20 protein-coding genes are annotated in these 22182 nt (G+C 64.0%); 10 read left to right on the top strand and 10 right to left on the bottom strand.

Features of this window, described 5'->3' with window-relative positions; all coding sequences use genetic code 11:
- Window positions 1–155 precede the first annotated feature (155 nt).
- Complete coding sequence (locus AB7245_RS20645) at window positions 156–1634, top strand: protein adenylyltransferase SelO (RefSeq protein WP_208086466.1); 1479 nt, start codon at window positions 156–158, stop codon at window positions 1632–1634.
- Window positions 1635–1754: 120 nt separating this feature from the next.
- Here the strand turns inward: AB7245_RS20645 and AB7245_RS20640 are convergent, their stop codons facing one another.
- Together AB7245_RS20640 and AB7245_RS20635 are read right to left on the bottom strand one after the other, a co-directional pair.
- Complete coding sequence (locus AB7245_RS20640; RefSeq protein WP_135215315.1) at window positions 1755–2288, bottom strand: REP-associated tyrosine transposase; 534 nt, start codon at window positions 2286–2288, stop codon at window positions 1755–1757.
- A gap of 75 nt (window positions 2289–2363) precedes the next feature.
- A complete protein-coding gene (locus tag AB7245_RS20635; RefSeq protein WP_208086465.1) occupies window positions 2364–3374 on the bottom strand; it encodes a M23 family metallopeptidase in 1011 nt (336 codons plus the stop codon).
- Window positions 3375–3634: 260 nt separating this feature from the next.
- Here AB7245_RS20635 and AB7245_RS20630 point away from each other — a divergent pair, with 260 nt between their 5' ends.
- From AB7245_RS20630 to AB7245_RS20615, 4 genes are read left to right on the top strand one after another with little or no spacing between them, the layout of a single operon-like run.
- Window positions 3635–4486: a phosphodiesterase gene (locus tag AB7245_RS20630; protein ID WP_208086464.1), complete on the top strand. Its 852-nt coding sequence runs from the start codon at window positions 3635–3637 to the stop codon at window positions 4484–4486.
- Window position 4487: 1 nt separating this feature from the next.
- Window positions 4488–5438, top strand: coding sequence for a carbohydrate ABC transporter permease (locus AB7245_RS20625; RefSeq protein WP_439034795.1), 951 nt, complete (start codon window positions 4488–4490; stop codon window positions 5436–5438).
- Window positions 5435–6304 carry a carbohydrate ABC transporter permease gene (locus AB7245_RS20620; protein ID WP_085402888.1) on the top strand — a complete coding sequence of 290 codons (870 nt, stop codon included), beginning with the start codon at window positions 5435–5437 and terminating at the stop codon, window positions 6302–6304. The genes AB7245_RS20625 and AB7245_RS20620 overlap by 4 nt, the downstream gene beginning before the upstream one ends.
- Window positions 6305–6315: 11 nt before the next feature.
- Window positions 6316–7647 (top strand): ABC transporter substrate-binding protein, encoded by a 1332-nt coding sequence (locus tag AB7245_RS20615; RefSeq protein ID WP_439034794.1) that lies wholly within the window; start codon window positions 6316–6318, stop codon window positions 7645–7647.
- A gap of 75 nt (window positions 7648–7722) precedes the next feature.
- On the opposite strand, the gene AB7245_RS20610 is transcribed toward AB7245_RS20615, so the two are convergent.
- The 4 genes from AB7245_RS20610 to AB7245_RS20595 form a co-directional block, all read right to left on the bottom strand.
- Complete coding sequence (locus AB7245_RS20610) at window positions 7723–8544, bottom strand: ABC transporter permease (RefSeq protein WP_014495741.1); 822 nt, start codon at window positions 8542–8544, stop codon at window positions 7723–7725.
- 10 nt (window positions 8545–8554) lie between these two features.
- On the bottom strand, window positions 8555–9439 hold the full coding sequence (locus AB7245_RS20605; RefSeq protein ID WP_071914578.1) for an ABC transporter permease: 885 nt from the start codon (window positions 9437–9439) through the stop codon (window positions 8555–8557).
- 11 nt (window positions 9440–9450) lie between these two features.
- On the bottom strand, window positions 9451–10515 hold the full coding sequence (locus AB7245_RS20600; RefSeq protein WP_208086461.1) for an ABC transporter ATP-binding protein: 1065 nt from the start codon (window positions 10513–10515) through the stop codon (window positions 9451–9453).
- Between the two features lie 66 nt (window positions 10516–10581).
- Window positions 10582–11721 carry an ABC transporter substrate-binding protein gene (locus AB7245_RS20595; protein WP_439034793.1) on the bottom strand — a complete coding sequence of 380 codons (1140 nt, stop codon included), beginning with the start codon at window positions 11719–11721 and terminating at the stop codon, window positions 10582–10584.
- Window positions 11722–11914: 193 nt separating this feature from the next.
- Between AB7245_RS20595 and AB7245_RS20590 the strand changes: the two genes are divergently transcribed.
- Window positions 11915–12649, top strand: a complete 735-nt coding sequence (locus tag AB7245_RS20590) for a FadR/GntR family transcriptional regulator (protein WP_208086459.1) — start codon at window positions 11915–11917, stop codon at window positions 12647–12649.
- 30 nt (window positions 12650–12679) lie between these two features.
- On the opposite strand, the gene AB7245_RS20585 is transcribed toward AB7245_RS20590, so the two are convergent.
- Window positions 12680–13669, bottom strand: a complete 990-nt coding sequence (locus AB7245_RS20585) for a zinc-dependent alcohol dehydrogenase family protein (RefSeq protein ID WP_439034792.1) — start codon at window positions 13667–13669, stop codon at window positions 12680–12682.
- Between the two features lie 103 nt (window positions 13670–13772).
- Between AB7245_RS20585 and AB7245_RS20580 the strand changes: the two genes are divergently transcribed.
- A complete protein-coding gene (locus tag AB7245_RS20580; RefSeq protein WP_063983659.1) occupies window positions 13773–14669 on the top strand; it encodes a LysR family transcriptional regulator in 897 nt (298 codons plus the stop codon).
- A 353-nt stretch (window positions 14670–15022) separates the two neighbouring features.
- Window positions 15023–16192 (top strand): ribonuclease D, encoded by a 1170-nt coding sequence (rnd, locus tag AB7245_RS20575; protein WP_085402881.1) that lies wholly within the window; start codon window positions 15023–15025, stop codon window positions 16190–16192.
- Window positions 16193–16447: 255 nt separating this feature from the next.
- On the opposite strand, the gene AB7245_RS20570 is transcribed toward rnd, so the two are convergent.
- Together AB7245_RS20570 and AB7245_RS20565 are read right to left on the bottom strand one after the other, a co-directional pair.
- Window positions 16448–17830 (bottom strand): aspartate aminotransferase family protein, encoded by a 1383-nt coding sequence (locus AB7245_RS20570; protein WP_208086457.1) that lies wholly within the window; start codon window positions 17828–17830, stop codon window positions 16448–16450.
- Window positions 17831–18025: 195 nt separating this feature from the next.
- A complete protein-coding gene (locus AB7245_RS20565; protein ID WP_208086456.1) occupies window positions 18026–19357 on the bottom strand; it encodes an MFS transporter in 1332 nt (443 codons plus the stop codon).
- 155 nt (window positions 19358–19512) lie between these two features.
- On the opposite strand from AB7245_RS20565, the gene AB7245_RS20560 reads away from it, so the two are divergent.
- Both AB7245_RS20560 and AB7245_RS20555 read left to right on the top strand, forming a co-directional pair.
- Window positions 19513–20259: an IclR family transcriptional regulator gene (locus tag AB7245_RS20560; protein WP_208086455.1), complete on the top strand. Its 747-nt coding sequence runs from the start codon at window positions 19513–19515 to the stop codon at window positions 20257–20259.
- A gap of 100 nt (window positions 20260–20359) precedes the next feature.
- Window positions 20360–21952, top strand: a complete 1593-nt coding sequence (locus AB7245_RS20555; RefSeq protein WP_439034791.1) for an FAD-dependent monooxygenase — start codon at window positions 20360–20362, stop codon at window positions 21950–21952.
- Window positions 21953–21982: 30 nt separating this feature from the next.
- On the opposite strand, the gene AB7245_RS20550 is transcribed toward AB7245_RS20555, so the two are convergent.
- Window positions 21983–22153, bottom strand: coding sequence for a hypothetical protein (locus AB7245_RS20550; RefSeq protein WP_166096098.1), 171 nt, complete (start codon window positions 22151–22153; stop codon window positions 21983–21985).
- Window positions 22154–22182 lie beyond the last annotated feature (29 nt).

The following is a 22182-nucleotide window of genomic DNA, read 5'->3' as shown; positions in this document are numbered from 1 at the left end:
TGAAACGACCGGTCCGAAGTTGCGGCAGGGTTTACCCGACGAGGCCGGAGGCGGCAACTAAGGGAACGGGCTGTTTTGGGGCCAGAAGCGCCCATTTTTGGCCGATTGGGCCTCAAGCCTTTGCCATCAGGCGTTCCCCGCCTATCTTTACCTCCATGACCGTCCATTTCCCCTTCCAGAACTCGTATTCGGCACTGCCGGACAGCTTCTTTGCCCGGGTCGCGCCGACCCCTGTGGCCGCCCCCCGGCTGATCAAGCTGAACCGCCCGCTGGCGGTCCAGCTCGGGCTCGACCCGGATCTGCTGGAGACCCCTGAGGGTGCCGAAATCCTGGCCGGGAAAACGGTTCCCGCTGGCGCCGATCCAATCGCCATGGCCTATGCCGGCCACCAGTTCGGGCAATTCGTGCCCCAGCTCGGCGACGGCCGGGCGATCCTGCTCGGCGAGGTCATCGACCAAGACGGCGTCCGCCGCGACATCCAGCTCAAGGGCTCGGGCCCCACCCCGTTCTCCCGCCGCGGCGACGGCCGTGCTGCGTTGGGTCCGGTGCTGCGTGAATACATCGTCAGCGAAGCCATGTTTGCGCTCGGCATCCCGACCACGCGCTCGCTCGCCGCGGTCGTCACCGGCGAGCACGTCATCCGCGAGACCGCGCTGCCCGGCGCTGTGCTGACGCGCGTCGCCGCGAGCCACATCCGCGTCGGCACCTTCCAGTTCTTCGCCGTCCGCCGCGACACCGGCGCGATCCGCCGGCTCGCCGACCACGTCATCGCCCGCCACTATCCGGATCTGCTCCATGCAGAGCGCCCCTATCACGCCCTGCTCGCCGGCGTCGTCGCGCGTCAGGCCGATCTCATCGCGCGCTGGCTGCTGGTCGGCTTCATCCACGGCGTGATGAACACCGACAACAGCTCCATCTCCGGCGAGACCATCGATTACGGCCCCTGCGCCTTCATGGACGCCTACAACCCCGCGCAGGTGTTTTCGTCGATCGACGAGATGGGCCGCTACGCCTATGCCAACCAGCCACGCATCGCGCTGTGGAATCTGACCCGGCTCGCCGAATGCCTGCTGCCGCTGTTCTCCGACGACCAGGAGAAGGCGGTCGCCGAAGCCCAGGACATTCTCGGCGCCTTTGCCGAGACCTTCAGCAACGCCTATCAAGCAGGCCTGCGCAAGAAGGTCGGCCTGTTCACGGAACGCGACGGCGACGAGGCGCTGATCCAGGACCTGCTGGATGCCATGGCCAAGAACCAGGCCGACTTCACCCTCACCTTCCGCAAGCTCGGTGACGCCGCAGGCGACGAGGCCGCCGCTGCCGACGTCCGCGCGCAGTTCATGGACCCCTCAGCCTTCGACGACTGGGCCAGACGCTGGCGCGAGCGCACCGCGCTGGAGCCGCAGGCCGCAGCCGAGCGGCAAGCCGCCATGCACGCCGCCAACCCGATCTTCATCCCCCGCAACCACCGCGTCGAGGCCGTGATCCAGGCCGCGGTAAACAACGACGACTACGCGCCGTTCGAAGAGCTGGTGAAGGTGCTGGCCAAGCCGTTCGAGGAGCAGCCGGACTATGCCGCCTACGCCGATCCGCCGCTGCCGGACCAGCGAGTGCTGCAGACGTTCTGCGGGACATAGCAACAAACTCGGTGCGTAGGGTGGATTAGCCGAAGGCGTAATCCACCGCTTCTCTCAACCAGACGAGAGTACAGAGGTGGATTACGCTTCGCTAATCCACCCTACGAGCTAACGCGATCGTCACGCCCGCTCACCGAATTCGCCCGCGATCTTGGCGTCACCGCCCGAATCCTCGGGAAATAATCCAGCCCGCACATCGCGGTGAAATGACGAGTACCGCCAATCGCAAACCTTCGAGACATGACCGTGCTTGACGGGATTGTAATAGCAATATTCGACGTGGCGGGCGTAGTCGGCCTCGTCACGGATCAGATGCTCCCAGAACCGGCGTTGCCAGATGCCGCGTTCGTTCCGCGCCGCACGGACAACGCTCAGCCGCTCATTCGCTGGGAGTGCTTTGGCAAATCGCGTCTTGATCAGCCTCCAGCGGACCGAAAAATTGGCATCGTCCGGTGGCAGCTTCCAGATCGCGTGGAGATGATCCGGTAAAACTACGAAAGCATCGATCTCGAAAGGATGGCTCCGGCGCGTTGCGGCGACCGCGTCCCGTAAGATTTCGATGTGGTGGGTCAAAAGAGCTTTCCGCCGATCGAGCAGGTTCACGGTGAAGAACCAGCCCCCTCCGGGGATGAATGCGCGGCGGTAGTCGGACATATCACCGATAACACAACTTGAAGTTGGCTCACAGTGGTGGATTACGCCTTCGGCTAATCCACCCTACGCACCTTCTTACTTCGTCGCCTTCCTGATCCCGCCGAACGACGCCGCGTCGAACTTCTGCGGATCGACGGGATCGTAGCGGGACCACTCCATGTCGGGCACATTGGCGTACCGCTCGGCCCAGGCCTTGTTCGTCGTCGTCGTTCCGGGCGCGACGGGGCGGATCTCGAAATGCAGCACCTTGTTCGGGCCGATCTCGCCGATCGTGTCCTTGGCCTTGACGCTCGCGCCGACCGCAAGCGGCTCGCCCTTCGGACCGACGATGCGGCCGAGCTGGACGTAGCGCGTGTAGACGACGCCGCCGTTGGGATAGGTGTGCTTGAGCACGACGTAGCGGCCGCAACCGCCGATCACGGGCAGGTCAGCCGGCGCCTGCTCGCTGGTCTCGATCTTGACGACGACGCCGTCCGCCATCGCCGCCACCGGGCCGCCTGCCTTGTCGGAGGTGAAATCGACACCGGGATGCTCGTCCTGGGTCCAGCATCCACAGGAGGTCATCGTCTTGTCTGCAGGCTTGTCGGCGCGCGGAAAGCTGCGCGGGGTGAGGAATTCATTGACCAGCAGTCCCGGCCCTTCGGGGGACGTGAAGGCATGGATCGCATAGAGCGAGAGCTTGTCCCCAACCGGCACCTCCGCCGGCAAGAAGCCGTAGACCACATCCTGGATGAAGACCTTCAGCTCGCGCCCCTTGGCGGAGCGGACCGTGATGCAGTTGGTCGCCTGCAAGGCGTCGGCGTCGGTCTTGGGCATGCCGCTCATGATCAGCGATCGCTTGAGCGCGCCACTTGCGCACGGCTCCCCGTGGGAGGCCAGCGTGACGTCGAGCTTCAGCGGCGACATCGGGTAGACGTCGAGGCCGGTGGCCGGTCGCCGCCGTGCCAGGAACTCGTCGAGATCGGTCTCCTTGTAACGGGCGAAATTGAATTCGGCGCGCGCCGCATCGGGGACGGCGGAGAGGACGACAAGCAGCAGGGAGACGGCAAGCAAACCCAGCTTGGGGAGGCCACGCGGCGGCAACATTCGGAGGTCTCGTGATGCAAATTCGGTGCGCCGTATGAGCAAACCACGACCGCATCTTCGCGGCAAGGTAGACCGCATCTTGCGCCTCAATCGTGAGAGGTCATTCGGCCGCAGAGTACGCTCGCCCGGTCGTCCCAAGCATGTCCACACCTTCCACGCGCCGTAGGAACCGCTGTCATCAAACTGAAACACTGGCGCTCTAACGGCCTGTCAGGGACGTCCTGCCGGAGGCGCCCATCCTCCAACAGTCCTGACGCGCCATGCCCTTCAAATTCATCCACATCACCGACACGCATCTCGCGAACCCCGGACTGAAGCTCTATGGCCTCGATCCGCGCGCCCGGCTGGACGCGGCGGTTGCCGACATCAACAAACACCAGTCCGATGCTGCCTTCGCAGTCGTGACCGGCGACCTCACGCATTGGGGCGAGCCTGAATCCTACGCCAATTTCGCCGAGGCGATGGCCGCTCTGAAAATCCCTTATATCGCCATGGTGGGCAATCACGACAAGCGCGTGGCCTGCCTCGACGGACTGAAGGCCGCGCCGCGCGACCAGAACGGCTTCGTCCAGGGCACCCGCACCACCGAGCACGGCCTGTTCGTCTTCCTCGACACGCTGGACGAAACCAGCCACGCCGGCGAGATGTGCGCCAAGCGCCTCGGCTGGCTCGCGAGCACGCTGGCGGCCGCGCCCGCCGATATGCCGTTCGTCGTCTTCATGCATCATCCGCCCTTCCCGGTCGGCGTCCACGCGATGGACGAGATCGCACTGGCGCAGAGCGCCGAATTCGCCGAGGTGATCGCGCCCTATCGCGCACGCATCCGTCACCTCTTCTTCGGCCACGTGCACCGGCCGATCTTCGGTAGCTACGGCAAGATCCCGTTCTCGACGCTCCGCGGCACCAACCACCAGGTCTGGTTCGAGCTTGACGCTGCCGCGACCGACCATCTCGCCAGCCATGAGCCGCCGGCCTATGGCGTGGTGCTGATCGACGGCGAGAACCTGGTCGTGCACAGCCACGACTTCCTCGACACCAGTCTGCGCTTCCCCTTCGAGCCACCGGCGGGAATGGACGGCCGCGACTATGCGCTCAAGTTCGCGGCACGGTGAAATGAGCCTAGCTGAACCCGCGGCTCTTCCGGTCGCGGCATCGGCGGCACCGCGTCGGCACGTCCTGAAGCGGTTTGTAGGCCGCTTCAACGCCTCGCTGCCTGCCTATCTGTTGCTTCTGCCATCGCTGGTCTTCCTCGCACTGTTCACCTATGGCGCGATGGGCCGCGTGCTCATCGACGCGCTCTACCAGCGCGCCACGCCGAAGGCGCCGGTCCGCTTCGTCGGCCTCGACAATGTCAGTGCGGTGCTAGCCGACCCCGCCTTCACCGGCGCGGTCGTCAACAATCTCGTCTACGCCATCGGCACGGCGATCCCGAGCATTGGACTTGCACTCCTGTTCGCGCTGGCGCTGTCGCGCACCAATGCGGTGAGCAGCGCGCTGCGCGCCGCGCTGTTCCTGCCGGTGCTGATCCCGATGGTCGCGGCCTCCGCGCTGTTCCTGTTCATCTTCCTGCCCAATGTCGGCCTGCTCGACTACTACATCGGCCGCCTGCTTCCGGTGGTGCCGAACTGGCTCGGCGACCCCGACATCGCACTCTATGCGATCATGGTGATCACCATCTGGAAGAACGCCGGCTACTACATGTTGTTCTTCCTCGCCGGCCTGCAGGCCGTGCCCGAGGATGTCATGGAAGCCGCGCATCTCGACGGCGCCGGCCCGTTCATGCGGCTGCGCTACATCATCCTCCCCGAGCTCAAGCCCACCTTCCTGTTCGTCATCGTCATCGCCACGCTCAACGCGGTCACGCAGGTCGACCACGTCTTCGTCATGACCAAAGGCGGACCGTCGAACTCGACCAATCTCGTGTTGTTCTACATCTACCAGCAGGCGGTCGAGCATTACGACATCGGCAAGGCCTCGGCGGCAACGCTACTGACGCTTGCGGCGCTGATGGGCCTCACCGCGCTCTCCTTCCGGACGATGGCCAATCGTGAGGGCGGAGCATGACGCTGATCGACTGGCTGCTTAGGGACGCCCCGCTCGCCACGCGCCGCGAGATCACGCCAAAGCTCGGCTTTCTGCTGACCGTGCTGCTCGCGATCGTTTGGCTGATCCCGTTCCTGTGGATGGGCGTGGCGACGCTGCGCCCGGCGTCCGACGGCATCAACGTGATGGCCGAGCTGATCCCGAGCCTCAAGCCCACGCTCGACAATGTCAGGGATGCCTGGGAGATCGGCGATTTCCCGCGCTACACCCTCAACACCACGATCATCTGCACCGGCATCCTGCTGGTGCAGTTCGTCACGATCACGCTGGCCGGCTTTGCCTTTGCGCGGCTCGAATTCGCCGGCAAGACGCTGATCTTCTATTTGTTCCTGATGCAGCTGATGCTGGTACCGGTGCTGCTGATCGTGCCGAATTTGAGCCTGGTGGCGCAGCTCGGGCTCTACGACACGCTCGCCGGCGTGATGATGCCGTTCTTCGCCTCGGCCTTCGGCACCTTCCTGATGCGACAGGCTTTCGAAGCCATTCCGACCGAGCTGGAAGACGCCGCCCTGATCGACGGCGCCAGCCTTCTCCAGCGCATCCGCCACATCTACGTGCCGCTGTCGATGCCGAGCTTTTCCGCCTTCGCCATCATCTCCGTTACCAGCCACTGGAACGACTTCCTGTGGCCGCTGATGGTGATCAACTCGCCGGACAAGCGGCCGCTCACGGTCGGTCTGTCCGTCTTCACCGCGACCGCCGAAGGCACGCAGGCCTGGGGCACCATCGCCGCCGGCACGCTCATGGTGATCGCGCCGCTGCTCATCACCTTCCTGATCTTCCAGAAGCGCTTCATCAGTTCTTTCGTCACCTCAGGCATCAAATAGGAGAGTTTTCGATGCTGTTTACCCGCAGGCTCATGCTTGGCCTTGCCATGGCAGGCTCCATGGCTGGCGCCCTCGCCGTCCCGGCGATGGCCGAAGGCCCGACCGAGATCGACCTGTTCTTCCCCGTTCCCGTCGACGGCAAGCTCGCCCGCGACATGGGCACGTTGATCAAGGAGTTCAACGAGACCCATCCCGCCATCAAGGCGACCGCCGTCTACACCGGCTCCTATGACGACACGCTGATCAAGACGCGCGCGTCGATCAAGGCCGGCAAGCCGCCGGCCGCCGTGATCATGTCGGCGAACTTCCTGCTCGACATGCAGATCGAGAACGAGCTCACCAATCTCGATCCCCTAATCGCCGCCGACGGCACCACCAAGGACCAGTTTCTCGGCCAGTTCTTCCCGGCGCTCCAGGGCAATGCGGTGATCAATCGCTCGGTCTACGGCGTGCCCTTCCACAATTCGACGCCGCTGCTCTACATCAACGCCGACAAGGCCAAGGAAGCCGGCCTCGATCCGAGCAAGCCGCCGCAGACCTGGGCCGAGCTCACCGACTGGGCCAAGAAGCTCACCAAGCGCGAGGGCGACAAGGTGACCCAATGGGGCATCGCGATCCCCTGCGCCTATGACTATTGTGGCTGGATGATGGAAACGCTCACCATGACCAACGGCGGGCGCTACTACAACGAGGAGTTCGGCGGCGAGGTCTATTACGACACGCCCTCGATGCTGGGCGCGCTGACCTGGTGGAACGACCTCGTCTACAAGCACAAGGTTCATGCCCCCGGCGCGACGCCGGGACCGGCCGTCAGCACCTCCTTCATCTCCGGCAATGCCGCGATGATGATGCTCTCGACGGGCTCGCTGACCTATGTGCGCGACAACGCCAAGTTCAACTACAAGGTCGCGTTCATCCCGCGCAACGTCCGCAACGCCGTGCCGATCGGCGGCGCCTCGCTGATCGTTCCGGCCGGCCTCGAAGCCGACAAGCAGAAGGCTGCCTGGACCCTGATCAAGTGGATGACCTCGCCCGAGAAGAGCGCCTGGTGGAGCAGTGCCACCGGCTATTTCGCGCCCAACATGGCCGCCTACAAGACGCCTGACATGGTCGACTTCCTCAACAAGAACCCGGACGCCAAGACCGCCGTCGAGCAGCTCGACGTCGCAAAACCCTGGTTCGCGACCTACAAGACCGTGCCGGTCCGCAAGACGCTGGAGGACGAGGTCATGCTGGTCCTCAACGGCAAGAAGCAGCCGAAGGAGGCGCTGGTCGCCGCCCAGAAGGCCGCCGACGAGACGCTGAAGCCGTACAACGCGGAGACCTCGCTGAAGCTGCCGTAAGGCTAGCGATCAGCCAAACAACCTCGGCGCTCCACGGTGTGGGGCGCCGAAATCATTTCAGGGGTCGCGATCGCATCAGTTGCGCCTGCCGTCGAGCCTGAACACCATCTGCGTCGGACGCACGAACCGCAATGCGACCAGCAGCACGGCCATGACGGTGCACATGTAGATGACAGCCATCGCATCGATCGAATAGACCGGCCGGACACCGCCAGCGAAGACGTTGTAATACAGCGCGACGACCAGGGTCTGCGATCCCCCGCCCGCGAGCAGAAACGCCAGCTCGAAGTTCGAGATCGTATTCACGAGAACCAGCAGACCCGCCGTCAAAATGCCCGGCAGCATCAGCGGCAACAGGATGCGGCGGAATATCTGCAGCCGGCTCGCGCCGAGCATCTGGGCCGACCATTCAAGATTCAAGCTGATCTGCTCGAAGAACGGCAACAGGATGAAGACCGCAAGAGGAACCATGGGGACGAGCACGGCGAGAATGACGCCAATGACCGTCCCTCCGACACCGAACCCATAAAGCGTCGTGGCAAGCGGAATGCCGTAGGTCATCTGAGGGATCAGTAGCGGCAGGAAGTAGAGCAGCAGCAGGACCGGCTTGGCGTTGAAATTCCGCCGCGCCAGCACGTAGGCCGCCGGAAATCCGATCGCGAGCGCGATGAAGACCACGGCCAGCGCGATGAACAGCGTGATGAAGAGAACATGGGAGAGCTCGAACTCCCGCCAGGCGTAGGTAAACCAATCCGTCGTGAACGCCGGCGGCAACGGCTTGCCGAACCAGCGTTTGGCGAACGAGCTGACCACGACATGCGTCACGATGCCGAGCAGGTTCAGGATGAACCCCAGCAGGAACAGGTAGATCGCCAATTTCCACATCCGTCCGCGCATCTGCTTCCCCTCAGCGTTTGCCGACGCCCATGGTTGTTGCAATCGTCATACGGCGACGCACCAGCACGATGACCACCAGCGCCGCGAGCTGGCAGAGCCCCATGATGACCGCGATCGCAGATGCGTAGGACATGTCATATTGCTCGAAGGCCTGCTGGTAGGCCGCGATCGAGATCGTCCGCGTCGAGCCGGCCGGCTGGCCAACCATCACCGCGGATGGAAACACCGCAAAGCTCATCACGAAGACGAGGGCAAACGCGATGATCAGGCCCGGTGCGATCAACGGGAACATGACACGCCGGAAGATGGTCCAGGGCCCGGCGCCCAGCATGCGTGCGGAGCTTTCCAGGCTCGGGTCGATGCCGGAGATGTAACCGAGCAACATCAGGAAGCAGAACGGAAAGTTCTGCATGAACAGCGAGAAGGTGACGCCGATAGAATTATGCGTCAGCTCGAGCGGGTTCTGGATCAATCCGACCGCAAGCAGCAACTGGTTGAGCCAGCCATTGTGGCCGTAGAAGCCGAGGATCCCTTCCGACAGGAAGACGACACCGAGCGAGATCGGAAGCACGAGAATGGTCGTGATGGTGCGCTCGAACCAGATGCCACGACGCATGCCGTATGCGAGGAACAGCGCAACCAACACGACCGCGACCGTCGTCGGCAACGCCAACATGAAGGTCGTCTTGATCGTATTGTACTGGTAGGCGTCGTTGAAGAACGCGACATAGTTCGAGAATATCCCGGCGTCGCGCTTCTTCGGCTGCAAGCTGATGTAGATCCCGTAGAGGAACGGGTAGACGAACATCGCGAGCACGTAGAGCAGCGACGGCGCAAGGCAGAGGATCGCGACGAGGTCCAGTTCGCTGCGAGAATCAGAGCGGATGCGGCCCACGATCTGTCCCCTCACTCGCGACGCAGCAGGACGAACTTGTCCGCCGGCAAGGTCAGATCCAGCATCTCGCTCAAAACGAGCTTCTCGTGCGAACGGACCCAGAGCCGTGCGCCGCCATCGAGCGCGATCTCGGCCTCCTGCTCGCGTCCGAGATATTCGACCAGCTCGACCTTGCCGCGCAGCACGTTGACGCCATCACCAGACTTGCCGAGACGCACATCTTCCGGCCGGATAGCCAGAACGGCGTGCTCGCCCAGGCGGAAGCTATCCCTGGCCCTGGCCTGCAGGATTTGCCCCTTGAAACCGGCTTCGATCATACCGCCCGCTTCCTTGCCGAGTGTCACATCGAGGAAATTTCGAAAGCCCATGAAATCCGCCACGAAGACGTTCTTGGGGCGGTCGTGGATTTCCTGCGGCGTCCCGACTTGCATGAGCACACCTTCGCGTAGCACGACGATGCGGTCGGAGAGCGAGAGAGCTTCGGCCTGGTCGTGGGTGACGTAGATGGAGGTCAGGCCAAGCCGCGTATGCAGCTGCTTGATCTCGGCGCGCATCTCGACGCGGAGCTTCGCGTCGAGGTTGGACAACGGCTCGTCGAACAGCATCAACCGAGGGTGCAGCACAAGAGCCCGCGCAATGGCGACACGCTGCTGCTGTCCGCCCGAGAGCTGACCGGGATAGCGGTCTTCATAACCGGCAAGACGCACCAGACCGAGCATGTCCCGCACGCGCTGCTCGATTTCCACAGACGGCCGCTTCTGGAGAGTGAGGCCGAAGGCGACGTTGCCGAACACAGTCAGATGCGGAAACAGCGCGTAGTTCTGGAACACCATGCCGAACCCGCGCTTTTCGGGCGAGACATCGTCAATCCGTCGTCCGTTGAGATGGATCTCGCCGTCGCTCGGCGGCACCAGGCCTGCGATGATGCCGAGCGCCGTGGACTTTCCGCACCCGCTCGGCCCCAGGAAGGTGACGAACTCGCGGCCGCCGATCTCCAGCGGAAAGTGGTCGAGCACCACCTTGCCGCCATAACGCTTGGTGATCGACATCTGCAGCTTATCGATAGAGTCGGCCATTCCCCGCCCCGCATACGCGCGCGAGGGCCGCACCTGCGCGCCCTCGCGTCTTGGTCCCGGTTATTGTTATTTCTTGACCTGATCGGCACCGACCTCACGGTCCCACCGTTCCATCGCGTAGCTCAGCTCGGTCACGCCCAGTGGAGGCGATACCTTCCATTTGGTCCCGATCTGATCGTATTCAGGACGCCAGAACTCCTTGACCTCGTCCTGAATTTCCTTGGGCGCCGATGCGAGGGCTGCGGCCTTCACGACCGGACCGATGAAGGCCTTCCAGGTGAGCGCCTGCTGCTCCGGCTTCCACATGAACTTCATGAGGTCGACGATGACATCGACCTGTTCCTGCGGCACACCCTTCGGGATGCACCAATAGTGACCGTCCACCACGAACGTGGTGTTCTCCAAAATTGCGATCTTCGAGTCCGGCGGGATCACGCTCTGCGCGCGCGGCTTCATGTCCCATTCCATGATCCCGGCGATCATCCAGCGCTGCCCCTGGGCGAATTCCTTCAACGTGATCGCGGTACCGGTCGGATAATATTCGACGGACTTGCCGAGCTCCTTCAGGAAATCCCAGCTCTTGTCCCAGCCCTTTTCGGGGTCGAGCGGCTTGGAGTCCCCAAGAATGAAGGCAAAGCCCTGGAGGATCGCGCGGCCCGGCCCGCTGTTCGCCGGACGCGCGTACATGAACTTGCCCGGATTCGCTTTCACCCAGGCAAGCAGTTCCTGCGCGGTCTTCGGCGGGCTCGGCACCTTCGCCGGATTGTAGATCAGCACCGGTCCACCGGCATTGCCGACTGACGGAATGAGGACGCCCTTGCCCTCGTCGTAAAGCGCCTTGCCCGCGTCGGTGAGGCCGTCGCGCGGAAAGTTCTTCTGATAATCGGGGATGGCGATGAGCTGGCCGTTCTGGGCCAGCAGCGCGCCGCCATCCTGCCCGGTCAGCACCAGATTGATATCGAGGCGTCCGGCATCCTGCTGCGCCTTGATTTTGGCCGGAAGCTCCGGCGCGGGCGCGCGCTGGATCCTGATCTCGCTGACCTTGTCCGGATTCGCCTTCTTGTAGTTCTCGATGATGGTCTGCACCGAGGCCAGGTCACCGCCGGTATCGATGATCGAAAGACTGACCCGAGCGGCCAGGGCTCCGCTGCAAAGACACGCCCCCAACAGGACGGCGACCATTGGGGTTGCTGACCTCGGTTTCATTCTCGCCTCCCACGCGCTTTATTTTTTGCGCAACTTGTTATTTATTTGTAAGGCAAACATCGACGAAATCTTCGCTGGTTGTCAAGCGGTCTGTTCTGTGGCTGTTTCGAACTGCCGCCCGAGTGCCTTGTGCACGGACTGAAATGTCAAAAACTTGTTTGGAAGCCGAACGCAAAACCGGACGGAGCCGGACTTGAAAAAGCCTGCGATGAAATCCGCGGAGTTGCCGCTGTCGTCCTCGACGGGACGATTGAGCGACCGGATCTACGACCATGTGCTGGGTCAGATCGCGATCGGCATCCTTCCCGTGAACTGCCGGTTACCGCCCGAGAATGGCCTTGCCGAACTCCTCGGCGTGTCGCGGCCCGTCGTTCGCGAGGCGCTGACGCGATTGCGCGACGACGGGCTGATCGCATCACGCCAGGGCGCGGGATGGTTCGTGACGCGGCGCCCGGCCGCCAATGCCTTCGACTTCGCGCCCGTCAGTAGCATCCCCGACATCCAGCGCTGCTTCATCTTCCGGATGGCGGTCGAAGGCGATGCCGCGGCCCTCGCCGCCCGCAACCGGGACCGACAAAGCCTGCGCCGCATTCAGCAGGTCCTGACCAGGCTGGATACGATGGTTGCCCAAGGGCGCGAGGGCGGCCTTGGTGTCGAGGAAGATCTCCTCTTCCACCGCACGATTGCGGAGGCGAGCGGCAACCGGTTCTTTGTCGAGACGCTGACGTCGTTGAGGGAGCAGATCGCCATTGGCGTCAATCTCAACCGCAACCTGTCGCTCATTCAGCCGCGCGGCCGCATTCTCAGGGGGCAGCAGGAGCATCGCCGCGTGTTCGAGGCCATCGAGGCACAAGACGAGGACGGCGCCCGCCGCGCCATGCGCACGCATGTCGAAAATGCCCGCAAGAGAATATTCGAGGGGGGCTGATCGCCGCGATGTGAGCCACGCACCGCGCGCTTAGATCGTCACCACGATCTTGCCGAACTGATTGTTCGACTCCAGGAAGCGATGCGCCTCGACGATCTCCTCGAACGGGAACGTTCTGGCGATCACCGGCTTCAAGCTGCCGTCTGACAACCCGTCGAGGATGAACGCCTTTGCTTTCGCAAGGCGCACGGGATCGCGGATGATCTCGTGCACGAGGTAGCCGCGCAGGACCAGGCTCTTGGTCAACACGTTGAAGAGCGGGAACGGCGTCGGCGCGGGGCTCAGCCCGCCATACTCGATCAGGATTCCGCCCGGTGACATCGCCGCGGTCAGCGGCTCGAATGCCGGACCTCCGACGGCGTCAAACACCACGCGGACGCCGTTTGAACCGGCGATCTCCGCAAACCGCGCTCCGATGTCCTCCTCGTCCGAGGCGATCACGTGCGCGGCGCCGGCATCGCGCAAGGCGCGCCGCTTGGCCGAGGTCCGCGTCAGGGCGACCGGGACAGCGCCGATCCGGTTCGCGATCTGGATGGCCGCAAGCCCGACGCTGCTCGATGCCGCCGTGATGGCGACGACATCCCCTCGCCCAAGTCCGGCGATGTCGACCAGCGCGCCGTAGGCCGTCAGATACTGCATCCACACCGCAGCCGCCGCCTCGAAGCCAAGCTCGGGCGGATGCTTCACGACGAGCTCGGCCGGAAACGTCGCGAGTTCGGCATAGGCCGGCCATCGCACCATCGACAGCGGCGGCACGATGCTGACTGCATCGCCCGGCGCAAAGCCGGCCACGCCTTCACCGATCGCCTCGACGATACCTGCCGCCTCCAGGCCAAGGCCGGACGGAAATGTCGCGGTCTCGATATAGGTGCCCGTCCGCAACAGCGCCTCCGCACGGTTGAGACCGAGCGCCCTGACCCGGATCTGCACCTCGCCCTTTGCCGGCGGTGGAACGTCGACGGTCTCGATGCACAGCACTTCGGGACCGCCATGCCGGTGAAAGCGAACGACGCGGGTCATGGATACACTCCAAAACAATTGAACTGAATGGAGCTATGCCGATCCCACCGAAGTGGATAAATGGCCCGAATACGCGAACAGTCGAAACCAGGAGTTTTCAATCATGGACCGCCTGACCAGCATGGCCGTATTCGTCCGGGCCGTCGATCTCGGTTCGTTCGCGGCCGCGGCCGACGCCCTGGAGATGTCGGGGCCGATGGTCGGCAAGCATGTGCGCTTCCTCGAAGAACGTCTCGGCGTCCGCCTCCTCAACCGCACCACGCGGCGCCAGAGCCTGACCGAGGCTGGCCAGGCCTACTACGAGCGCTGCCGCGCGGTACTCAGCGAGGCCGAAGCCGCCGACGCCGTCGTGGCCGATGAACTCTCCGCGCCGCGCGGCAGGCTGCGCGTGACCATGCCTGCCCTGCTCGGACGGCACTGCATCGCCCCTCTGTTGATGAAGCTCGCGCGAAAATATCCGCATCTCGAGCTCGACCTCTCCTTCGGCGATCCCATCGCTGACATCATCGAGGCCGGCTACGATCTTGCGATCCGGACCGGCGATCTCGACGACCAGTCCGGTCTGATCACGCGGCGCATCGCAAGCCAGCGCATGGTGGTGTGCGGCGCGCGGTCCTATTTACGCGCCAACGGCAAACCAAAATCGCTCGACGATCTCGCCGCGCATCAGGCGATCATCTATCGCCGCTCTGGACGCGTCCGGCCATGGCTGTTTCCACAAGCCGACCAGCCGGCACGCGAGATCATGCCGTCAGGCAGGCTGAGGCTCGACGATATGGAGGCGATCGCGGACGCCGCCGCACAGGGCATGGGGCTCGCCTGGCTGCCTTATTGGCTGGTCCGCGAGCGTCTCAACAGCGGCGCGCTGGTCGGCCTCCTCGAAGGCCAGCCCGAATTCCTCTACGACTGCCACGCGCTGTGGCCCCGTTCGCCCCGGATTCCGCCAAAAGTGCGTGCCGCCGTGGACGCGCTCGCCGCCTTGCCGAAGCTCATGGGGTGATGGTCGAGCCCGCCCCCGTTAACTCCCCGTCCACCATCCGGCTTGCCGGGCGGCCGGTAACCACGAGCATTAACAGACCCTCAACGTACCCCCGACAAATCTATCAATGTTTCTGGAGATTTCGCCGTGGATCTGTTGGTTTTCGAGTTCCTGGGGCTGGCGCTGGTCGCCATGTGCGTGGTCGTGGTGGCGCTGCCCTGCGCGCGCAAATCCTCGCACCGGATCCGTTACGAATAGGAATTTCGTCGGAAAGAGACGATTCCGGCCTGATGCAATGCTCGAATTCGCTTAGAGCCCCTTGACATCACAGCGCTTTCGGCAGAACGGCTGATACCAAGTGTCATGGGCCGTTCATGGATTTGATTACCACCACCGCTGACCTCGCGGCTGCCTGCAGCCGGCTGGCCAAGCACCCCGTTATTACAGTCGATACCGAGTTCCTGCGCGAAACCACCTACTACCCGCTGCTGTGCGTGGTGCAGATGGCCAGCCCCGAGGAAGCGATCGTCATCGACACCCTGGCCGAGGGGATCGACCTCAAGCCGTTCTTCGACCTGATGGGCAACGAGGGCGTGCTGAAGGTATTCCATGCCGCCCGCCAGGACATCGAGATCATCTGGCACCAGGCCAACATCATCCCGCACCCGGTGTTCGACACCCAGGTCGCGGCCATGGTGCTCGGCTATGGCGACAGCATCGCCTATGACGCGCTGGTCGAGAAGGTCGCGGGCCACCGCCCGGACAAGACCCACCGCTTCACCGACTGGTCGCGCCGGCCGCTGACGAAAGAGCAGATGCACTACGCGGTGTCCGACGTCACGCACCTGCGCGACGTGTTCGCCGCGCTCGATGCCGACCTCAAGAAGCGGCGCCGCAGCGAGTGGGTCTCCATCGAGATGGAGGTTTTGACCTCGCCCCGCACTTACGACTTCCACCCCGAGCGCGCCTGGGAACGGCTGAAGACGCGGGTCCGCAAGCCCAAGGACCTCGCGGTCCTGATGGAGGTCGCGGCCTGGCGCGAGCAGGAAGCGCAGAGCCGCGACGTGCCGCGCGGCCGCGTGCTGCGTGATGAAGCCATCAGCGACATCGCGACCCACGCGCCGAACACGCTGGAGAAGCTCGCCCATCTGCGCTCGGTGCCGAAGGGGTTCGAGAAATCCAAATGGGGCGCGGACATCGTCGCCGCGGTCGAGCGCGGGCTGGCGCGGGATTTCGCGACGCTGCCGAAGCTGGAGAAGCCGCGCAACAACAACAATGGCGCCGCCATCGTCGAGCTGTTGAAGGTGCTGCTGCGCATGACCGCGGAGCGCCACGCGGTCGCCAGCAAGGTGATCGCCACTGTCGACGATCTCGAAGAGATCGCAGCGGACGACGAGGCCGACGTGCCGGCCTTGCGCGGCTGGCGCCGCGAGTTGTTCGGCGACGCCGCCTTGAAGCTCAAGCGCGGCGAGCTGGCGCTCGCGATCGAGAAAGGCCGCGTGATCGGGGTCCAACGGGTGGAGCCGGTTAAACCGTCATCCTGAGGCGCGAGGCGTGAGCCTCGAAGGATGAGCGGCCCCCGCTGCGGCCAGTCGGCCGTCGCCCTTCGAGGCTCGCCGAAGAGGCGAGCACCTCAGGGTGACGGTGATAAATCGAGGCTCACTGCATCAACGCCGTCATTGCGAGCGAAGCGAAGCAATCCAGAATCTTTCCGCGGAGACGGTCTGGATTGCTTCGTCGCCAGCGCAAAATTGCTTCGCAATTTTGTTGCGGGCTCCTCGCAATGACGAGGAGAGAGCCTACGCCGGCGTCAGCTTCGCCACTTCCGGCTTCATGTCGTTCAGCACGCCCGTAATGGCCGCGATCAGCTCGTCGATCTGGGCCTTGGTGACGATCAGCGGCGGGCAGATGGCGATGGCATCCAGCATGTTGCGCGAGATCACGCCGCGCTCCTGGAGCATGCGGCTGGCGATGCCGCCGACGGCGCCGGGCGTGCTGGCGGCCGTCTTGCGTCCCTTGTCGAGCACGAGCTCGATCGCCGCGATCATGCCGACGCCGCGGACCTCGCCGACCAGCGGATCGCTGGTGAGCTCGCGCAGCTTGCCCTGCATGTAGCCGCCGAGCTCGGCGGCGTGCGCGACCAGGCCGCGCTCCTCGATGATCTTGAGATTCTCCAGCGCAATGGCCGAGCCGACGGGATGGCCGCCCGCAGTGAAACCGTGGCCGAGCACGCCGATCTTGTTGCTCTCGTCCGCGATCGGCTCGAACATGCGGTCGTTCAGGATGATCGCCGACAGCGGGAAATAGCTCGAGGTGATCTGCTTGGAGACCACCATCACGTCCGGCTTGATGCCGTAGGTCTCGCAGCCGAACATCTTGCCGGTACGGCCGAAGCCGCAGATGACCTCATCTGCGACCAGCAGGATGTCGTATTTCTTCAGGACTGCCTGGATCTTCTCCCAATAGGTCGCCGGCGGCACGACGACGCCGCCCGCGCCCATCACCGGCTCGCCGAAGAAGGCCGCGATCGTATCCGGGCCCTCCTTCTGGATCAGCGCGTCGAGCTCCTCGGCCCGGCGCGTTGCGAACGCCTCCTCGCTCTCACCGGGCGCGCCGTCCTTGTAGAAATGCGGCGAGCCCGTGTGCAAGATGTTGGGCAGCGGCAGGTCGAACGAGCGGTGGTTGTTCGGCAGGCCGGTGAGGCTTGCCGAGGCAATGGTGACGCCGTGATAGGCGCGCATCCGGCTGATGATCTTCTTGCGCTGCGGCTGGCCAAGCGCGTTGGAGCGATAGGCGATCAGCTTGAGGACGGTGTCGTTGGCCTCCGAGCCGGAATTGGTGAAGAACACCTTGCTCATCGGCACCGGCGCGAGCGCCACCAGCTTCTCGGCGAGGTCAATCGAGGGCCCGTGCGATTTGGCGGAGAACGTATGGTAGAACGGCAGCGCCAGCATCTGCTTGTGCGCCGCCTCGACCAGCCGCTTCTCGTTGAAGCCGAGCCCGACGCTCCACAGGCCGGCCATGGCCTCGAAATAGCGCTTGCCCGACGCGTCGAACACGTAAGGACCCTCGCCACGCTCGATCACCAGCGGACCGGCCTGCTGATGCGCGCGCGCATTGGTATAGGAATGGAGCTGGTAGGCCACGTCCCGGGCCTCTTGCGAATTGGGCAGCATGGACATTGCGGGATTCCTCAACGGTGCGTCATTGGAGGTCATGACGCAGACCTGTCCAAACGACGAGCTTGTCCAAAGAAAACGTCGACATCTTGGCTATTGCGGCAGGCCGCAACTTGCAACGTCATTTCGTTGGCAACAAGCGCACACGAGCGTTGCAGGAAAGCAGCGCTGGCACTTCGGCAGGATATATCGCCTCGGCTAGCCTCGCCGTGCCAGCACGAAGGCCGCCGCCGCGGCGATCAATGCCGGGACGGCCGCAGCGCCAAACAGCGGCTGCGGTCCCATGTCGCGGGCCAGCATGACGCCGCCGATCAGAGGCCCCACGATCGAGCCGATGCGGCCGATGCCCAGCGCCCAGCCCACGCCGGTCGATCTGATCGCCGTCGGATAGAAGGTCGCCGTCAGCGCGTTCGAGGCGATCTGTCCCCCGACGATGCAAAATCCCGACGCGAAGATCGCGATCGTGACCAGGACGATCGAATGGCTGGCCATCCCAACGGCGGCCACCGCGACCGCCGCAGCGAGATAGGTCAGCGACAGCGCGCGAAACGAGAAGCGGTCGATGAACTGGCCGAGCGTGAACGTGCCGACCACGCCGCCGACCTGGAGCATCGCACCAATCGCGGCCGCCCCCGAAACCGACACGCCGAGATCGTTCAGCACGGTGGGCAGCCAGTTCGACAGCAAATACAGGTCGAGCAGGCTCATGAAGAACACGACCCAGAGCAGAACCGTCACCGATGCGCGGCCCTCTGCAAACAAATGCGCGACGCGCAATCCCGACAATTTGGGCTCCTGGACCACGAATTTGGCATTGCCGGCGAAGGATACCCCCGGGGCTATCTTTTGCAGGAGGTTCGCCACCTCGCGGTCGCGGCCGCCCATCATCGCCAGGAACCGGATCGACTCCGGCAACGCCTTGAAGAGGAAAGGCAGAAGCAGCAGCGGCACGAGGCCGCCGACGAGGAACACCGAGCGCCAGCCGAAAGCCGGGATCATGGCGGCCGCCAGCAGCCCGCCCAGGGCCGCACCGATCGAAAAGCCTGCGAACATGATCATGACCATGGTGGCGCGGCGGCGATGCGGGCTGAACTCGGAGATCAGCGCAATCGCATTGGGCATTGCACCGCCGAGACCGAGACCGGTCAGAACGCGCAACGCGATCAGCCAGGTCGTATCCACCGCGAACACGGTGAGCAGCGTCCCGATGCCGAACACCAGCGTGCTTGCGAGGATGATGCGGCGGCGACCGATCCTGTCGGCCATCGGACCGAAGATCAGGGCGCCGATCATGAGACCCAGAAGCCCCGCGCTGAACACCGGACCCAGGCTGCCACGCGCCAGCTTCCATTCCTGCGCGACTGCAGGCGCGACATAACCGATGGCCTGGGTGTCGAAGCCGTCGATGAACAGCACCGCGGCGCAGACGAGCAGAACCCGGATCTGAAAGGCGCCGACCGGCTGACGATCGACATAGGCGGGAACGTCGACCGTGCCCGACACGATCCCATCCGTAGCTGTGACGGCCATGCCCAACCCCTCCCCGGCAGCTCACGCACTATTATTCTTCTTAAAATCTCTTATAGTGAGATTATAACGAAGGCAAGCCACTGCCGTGCCGCCGTTTTGCGGCCGACGCGAAAGCGGGTATCACGGCGAATACGCGAAGCTGGATCGAATCTCACTTGGTCAAAGCAAACAGTCAGGATCGGGTTCTTGCCGTGCTCGATCTCTTCACCGAGGCACGGCCGCAATGGTCGCCCGAAGAGCTCATGAAGGAGCTCGGCTACACAAGGCCGACGCTGTATCGCTATCTGAAGAGCTTGAAGGACAGCGGCTTCGTGATGCCGACGCGCGGCGGCCGGTTCGCGCTTGGCCCGCGCGTGGTGGAGATGGACTATCTCAGCCGCCGTTCCGATCCGCTGATCGCAGCAGCCACCCCGCATCTGGAGCGGCTGTCGGCCGCGCACCCCTGTACGGCCCTGGTCGTGCGCTGGTATGGCGAAAAGATGCTGTGCGTGGCTTCAATCGCCTCCGTCGTGAATCCCGTAAGCAGCTATCCGCGTGGCCGACCGATGGCGATGGGACGTGGGGCAATCGCGCGCTCGATCATGGCCTTTCTGCCCAAGCAACGCGTAATGCCACTGGTGACGCGCTATGCCGCCGATCTGCGCAGCGTCGGCGTCGGCGACACCTCCGACGAAATCCTGGCAGCGCTGAAACGCGTGCGGCGCGCTGGCGTCGCGGTTGCCTTTGGCGAAGTGACACCGGGCGCGGTCGGGATCGCCGCGCCGATCCTCGATGCGGGCTACCCGATCGCAAGCCTCTGCATCACGATCGCCGGACCACATGCCAAGGGCGAGTTGATCGATCGCATCAGCGCGGAGGTCAGCGAAGCGGCCCGGCAAATCTCCGAGGTAATGACATCGTAATCTAATCTCATTATTTGAGATTTTACTTGACGAAATCCGTGCGACATCTCATGAGGACGAGCGATCGCGCCTCGCGCGATGACAATCGTGGGGAAGCGATGTGAGGCAGGCTTCAGCGGATAGCGACGCGCCCGTCGTGATCGTCGGCGGCGGACCGGTCGGGATGGGTCTGGCGATCGGCCTTGGCCAGCGCGGCATCAAGACCATCGTCGTGGAACGCCACGAACAGCCGCAGCCGATCCCCAAGGGACAGAACCTCACGCAGCGGACGATGGAGCATTTCCATTTCTGGGGCGCGGAGGCAGCGCTGCGCGCGGCCCGCACCATTCCTCCCGACTATGGCATCGGCGGAATGACCAGCTACGGGACGCTGCTCAGCGGCTACAATTACAACTGGCTGCAGCGCGAACTCGTCCGCCCCTTCTATTTCACCGACAACGAACGCCTGCCGCAATACGCGACCGAAGCCGTGTTGCGGCAACGGGCGGCACAGCTTCCCTCCAATGACCTGCGATACGGCTGGACCTGCCGGGATGTCCGGCCTGACGCCGAGGGCGTGAGCCTCGACATCGAAAATCGCGACGGGATGATGCAGAGCCTTCGCGCCGACTACGTGATCGGCTGCGATGGCAGCCGATCGATCGTGCGCGAACGCGCCGGCATCACCCAGACCCGCTCCGACCACGACCGGCTGATGGTGCTGCTGGTGTTTCGCTCCGTCGAATTGCATCGACTGCTCGAGGCCTTTCCAGGCAAGTCGTTCTACAGCGTGTTGCATCCGGACCTCGAGGGCTATTGGAAGTTCTTCGGCCGGGTCGATCTCGGCAGCACCTGGTTCTTCCATGCCCCCGTTCCCGCGGACGCCACCGCCGACAATTTCGATTTCCGACGCTTGCTGCACGATGCCGCCGGCGCACAATTCGACATCGAGTTCGAGCACATCGGATTCTGGGATCTTCGCTTCACGGTCGCGGACAGCTACCGCGCCGGCCGCGTCTTCCTCGCCGGAGATGCCGCGCACAGCCATCCGCCCTACGGCGGCTATGGCATCAACACCGGCTTCGAGGACGCCGCAAATCTGGCGTGGAAGCTCGCCGCGACGCTGCAAGGCTGGGCGCCAGCCGGTCTGCTCGACAGCTACGATGCCGAGCGGCGTCCGGTGTTTGCGTCCACTGCGCGCGATTTCATCGAGACTCCGATCTTCCGCGACCGCGATTTTCTTCGCCGGCACGATCCGGCGCGCGATCGGGCGGATTTCGAGGCCGCCTGGCACGAGCGGCACTCCGGCGCGCGCGCCGAGGTCAACGCCTTCGAGCCGAATTACGAGGGGTCACCAATCGTCTTTGGTCCGGCCGGCGCTGTCTGCAGCGCGATCGGCTCGCACGCCTATCCGGCGCGCGCAGGTCATCATCTCACCCCGCAACCTCTGTCGTCAGGCAAAAACGTGTTCGAGGAATTGGGCGACGGCTTCACCTTGATCGATCTGACGGACGGCGCCGCGGCAACAGCTCTTGAGCAAGCCGCCGCGCGGCTTGGCATCCCGCTGACGGTGATCAGGGACACCGCATCAGGCGGACGCGAGAAATACGAGGCGCGGCTGATCCTGGTGCGGCCCGATCAATTCGTCGCCTACGCGGGCGACAACGCTGATGACGCATCCGATATCCTGATGCGCGCCATCGGCCGATCCTGAGAGAAACGCTTTCGCCGCAGGCCCGAAACCCTACGCCGCGCCGTCGTCATCCTCTTCGTCGGCAGCGCGAGCGGCTTCCCTCACCTCCACCAGCGCCATCGAGAGCAGATAGACCGTCGTGGGCAAGCCGACGCTGCGCGCCGTCTCCACAGCACGCGACAAATCGCTTGCCAGCTCCTTGAGCTCGTCCCCCCGTGACAATGTCCCACCCCATCCATCCGCCGACCACG

This window comes from Bradyrhizobium sp. 604_D8_N2_3, from assembly GCF_051810765.1.
GTDB lineage: Bacteria > Pseudomonadota > Alphaproteobacteria > Rhizobiales > Xanthobacteraceae > Bradyrhizobium > Bradyrhizobium barranii.
Note: the sequence above shows the minus strand (reverse complement) of the source record. Positions and strands in the feature narration are given on the sequence as shown.

Coding starts and splice junctions, on each gene's coding strand:
- AB7245_RS20625 (WP_439034795.1), top strand. CDS start 4,488: ATGAGCCTAGCTGAACCCGCGGCTCTTCCGGTCGCGGCATCGGCGGCA.
- AB7245_RS20635 (WP_208086465.1), bottom strand. CDS start 3,374: ATGTTGCCGCCGCGTGGCCTCCCCAAGCTGGGTTTGCTTGCCGTCTCC.
- AB7245_RS20570 (WP_208086457.1), bottom strand. CDS start 17,830: ATGTCCATGCTGCCCAATTCGCAAGAGGCCCGGGACGTGGCCTACCAG.
- AB7245_RS20585 (WP_439034792.1), bottom strand. CDS start 13,669: ATGACCCGCGTCGTTCGCTTTCACCGGCATGGCGGTCCCGAAGTGCTG.
- rnd (WP_085402881.1), top strand. CDS start 15,023: ATGGATTTGATTACCACCACCGCTGACCTCGCGGCTGCCTGCAGCCGG.
- AB7245_RS20630 (WP_208086464.1), top strand. CDS start 3,635: ATGCCCTTCAAATTCATCCACATCACCGACACGCATCTCGCGAACCCC.
- AB7245_RS20580 (WP_063983659.1), top strand. CDS start 13,773: ATGGACCGCCTGACCAGCATGGCCGTATTCGTCCGGGCCGTCGATCTC.
- AB7245_RS20600 (WP_208086461.1), bottom strand. CDS start 10,515: ATGGCCGACTCTATCGATAAGCTGCAGATGTCGATCACCAAGCGTTAT.
- AB7245_RS20565 (WP_208086456.1), bottom strand. CDS start 19,357: ATGGCCGTCACAGCTACGGATGGGATCGTGTCGGGCACGGTCGACGTT.
- AB7245_RS20615 (WP_439034794.1), top strand. CDS start 6,316: ATGCTGTTTACCCGCAGGCTCATGCTTGGCCTTGCCATGGCAGGCTCC.
- AB7245_RS20640 (WP_135215315.1), bottom strand. CDS start 2,288: ATGTCCGACTACCGCCGCGCATTCATCCCCGGAGGGGGCTGGTTCTTC.
- AB7245_RS20610 (WP_014495741.1), bottom strand. CDS start 8,544: ATGCGCGGACGGATGTGGAAATTGGCGATCTACCTGTTCCTGCTGGGG.
- AB7245_RS20645 (WP_208086466.1), top strand. CDS start 156: ATGACCGTCCATTTCCCCTTCCAGAACTCGTATTCGGCACTGCCGGAC.
- AB7245_RS20595 (WP_439034793.1), bottom strand. CDS start 11,721: ATGAAACCGAGGTCAGCAACCCCAATGGTCGCCGTCCTGTTGGGGGCG.
- AB7245_RS20620 (WP_085402888.1), top strand. CDS start 5,435: ATGACGCTGATCGACTGGCTGCTTAGGGACGCCCCGCTCGCCACGCGC.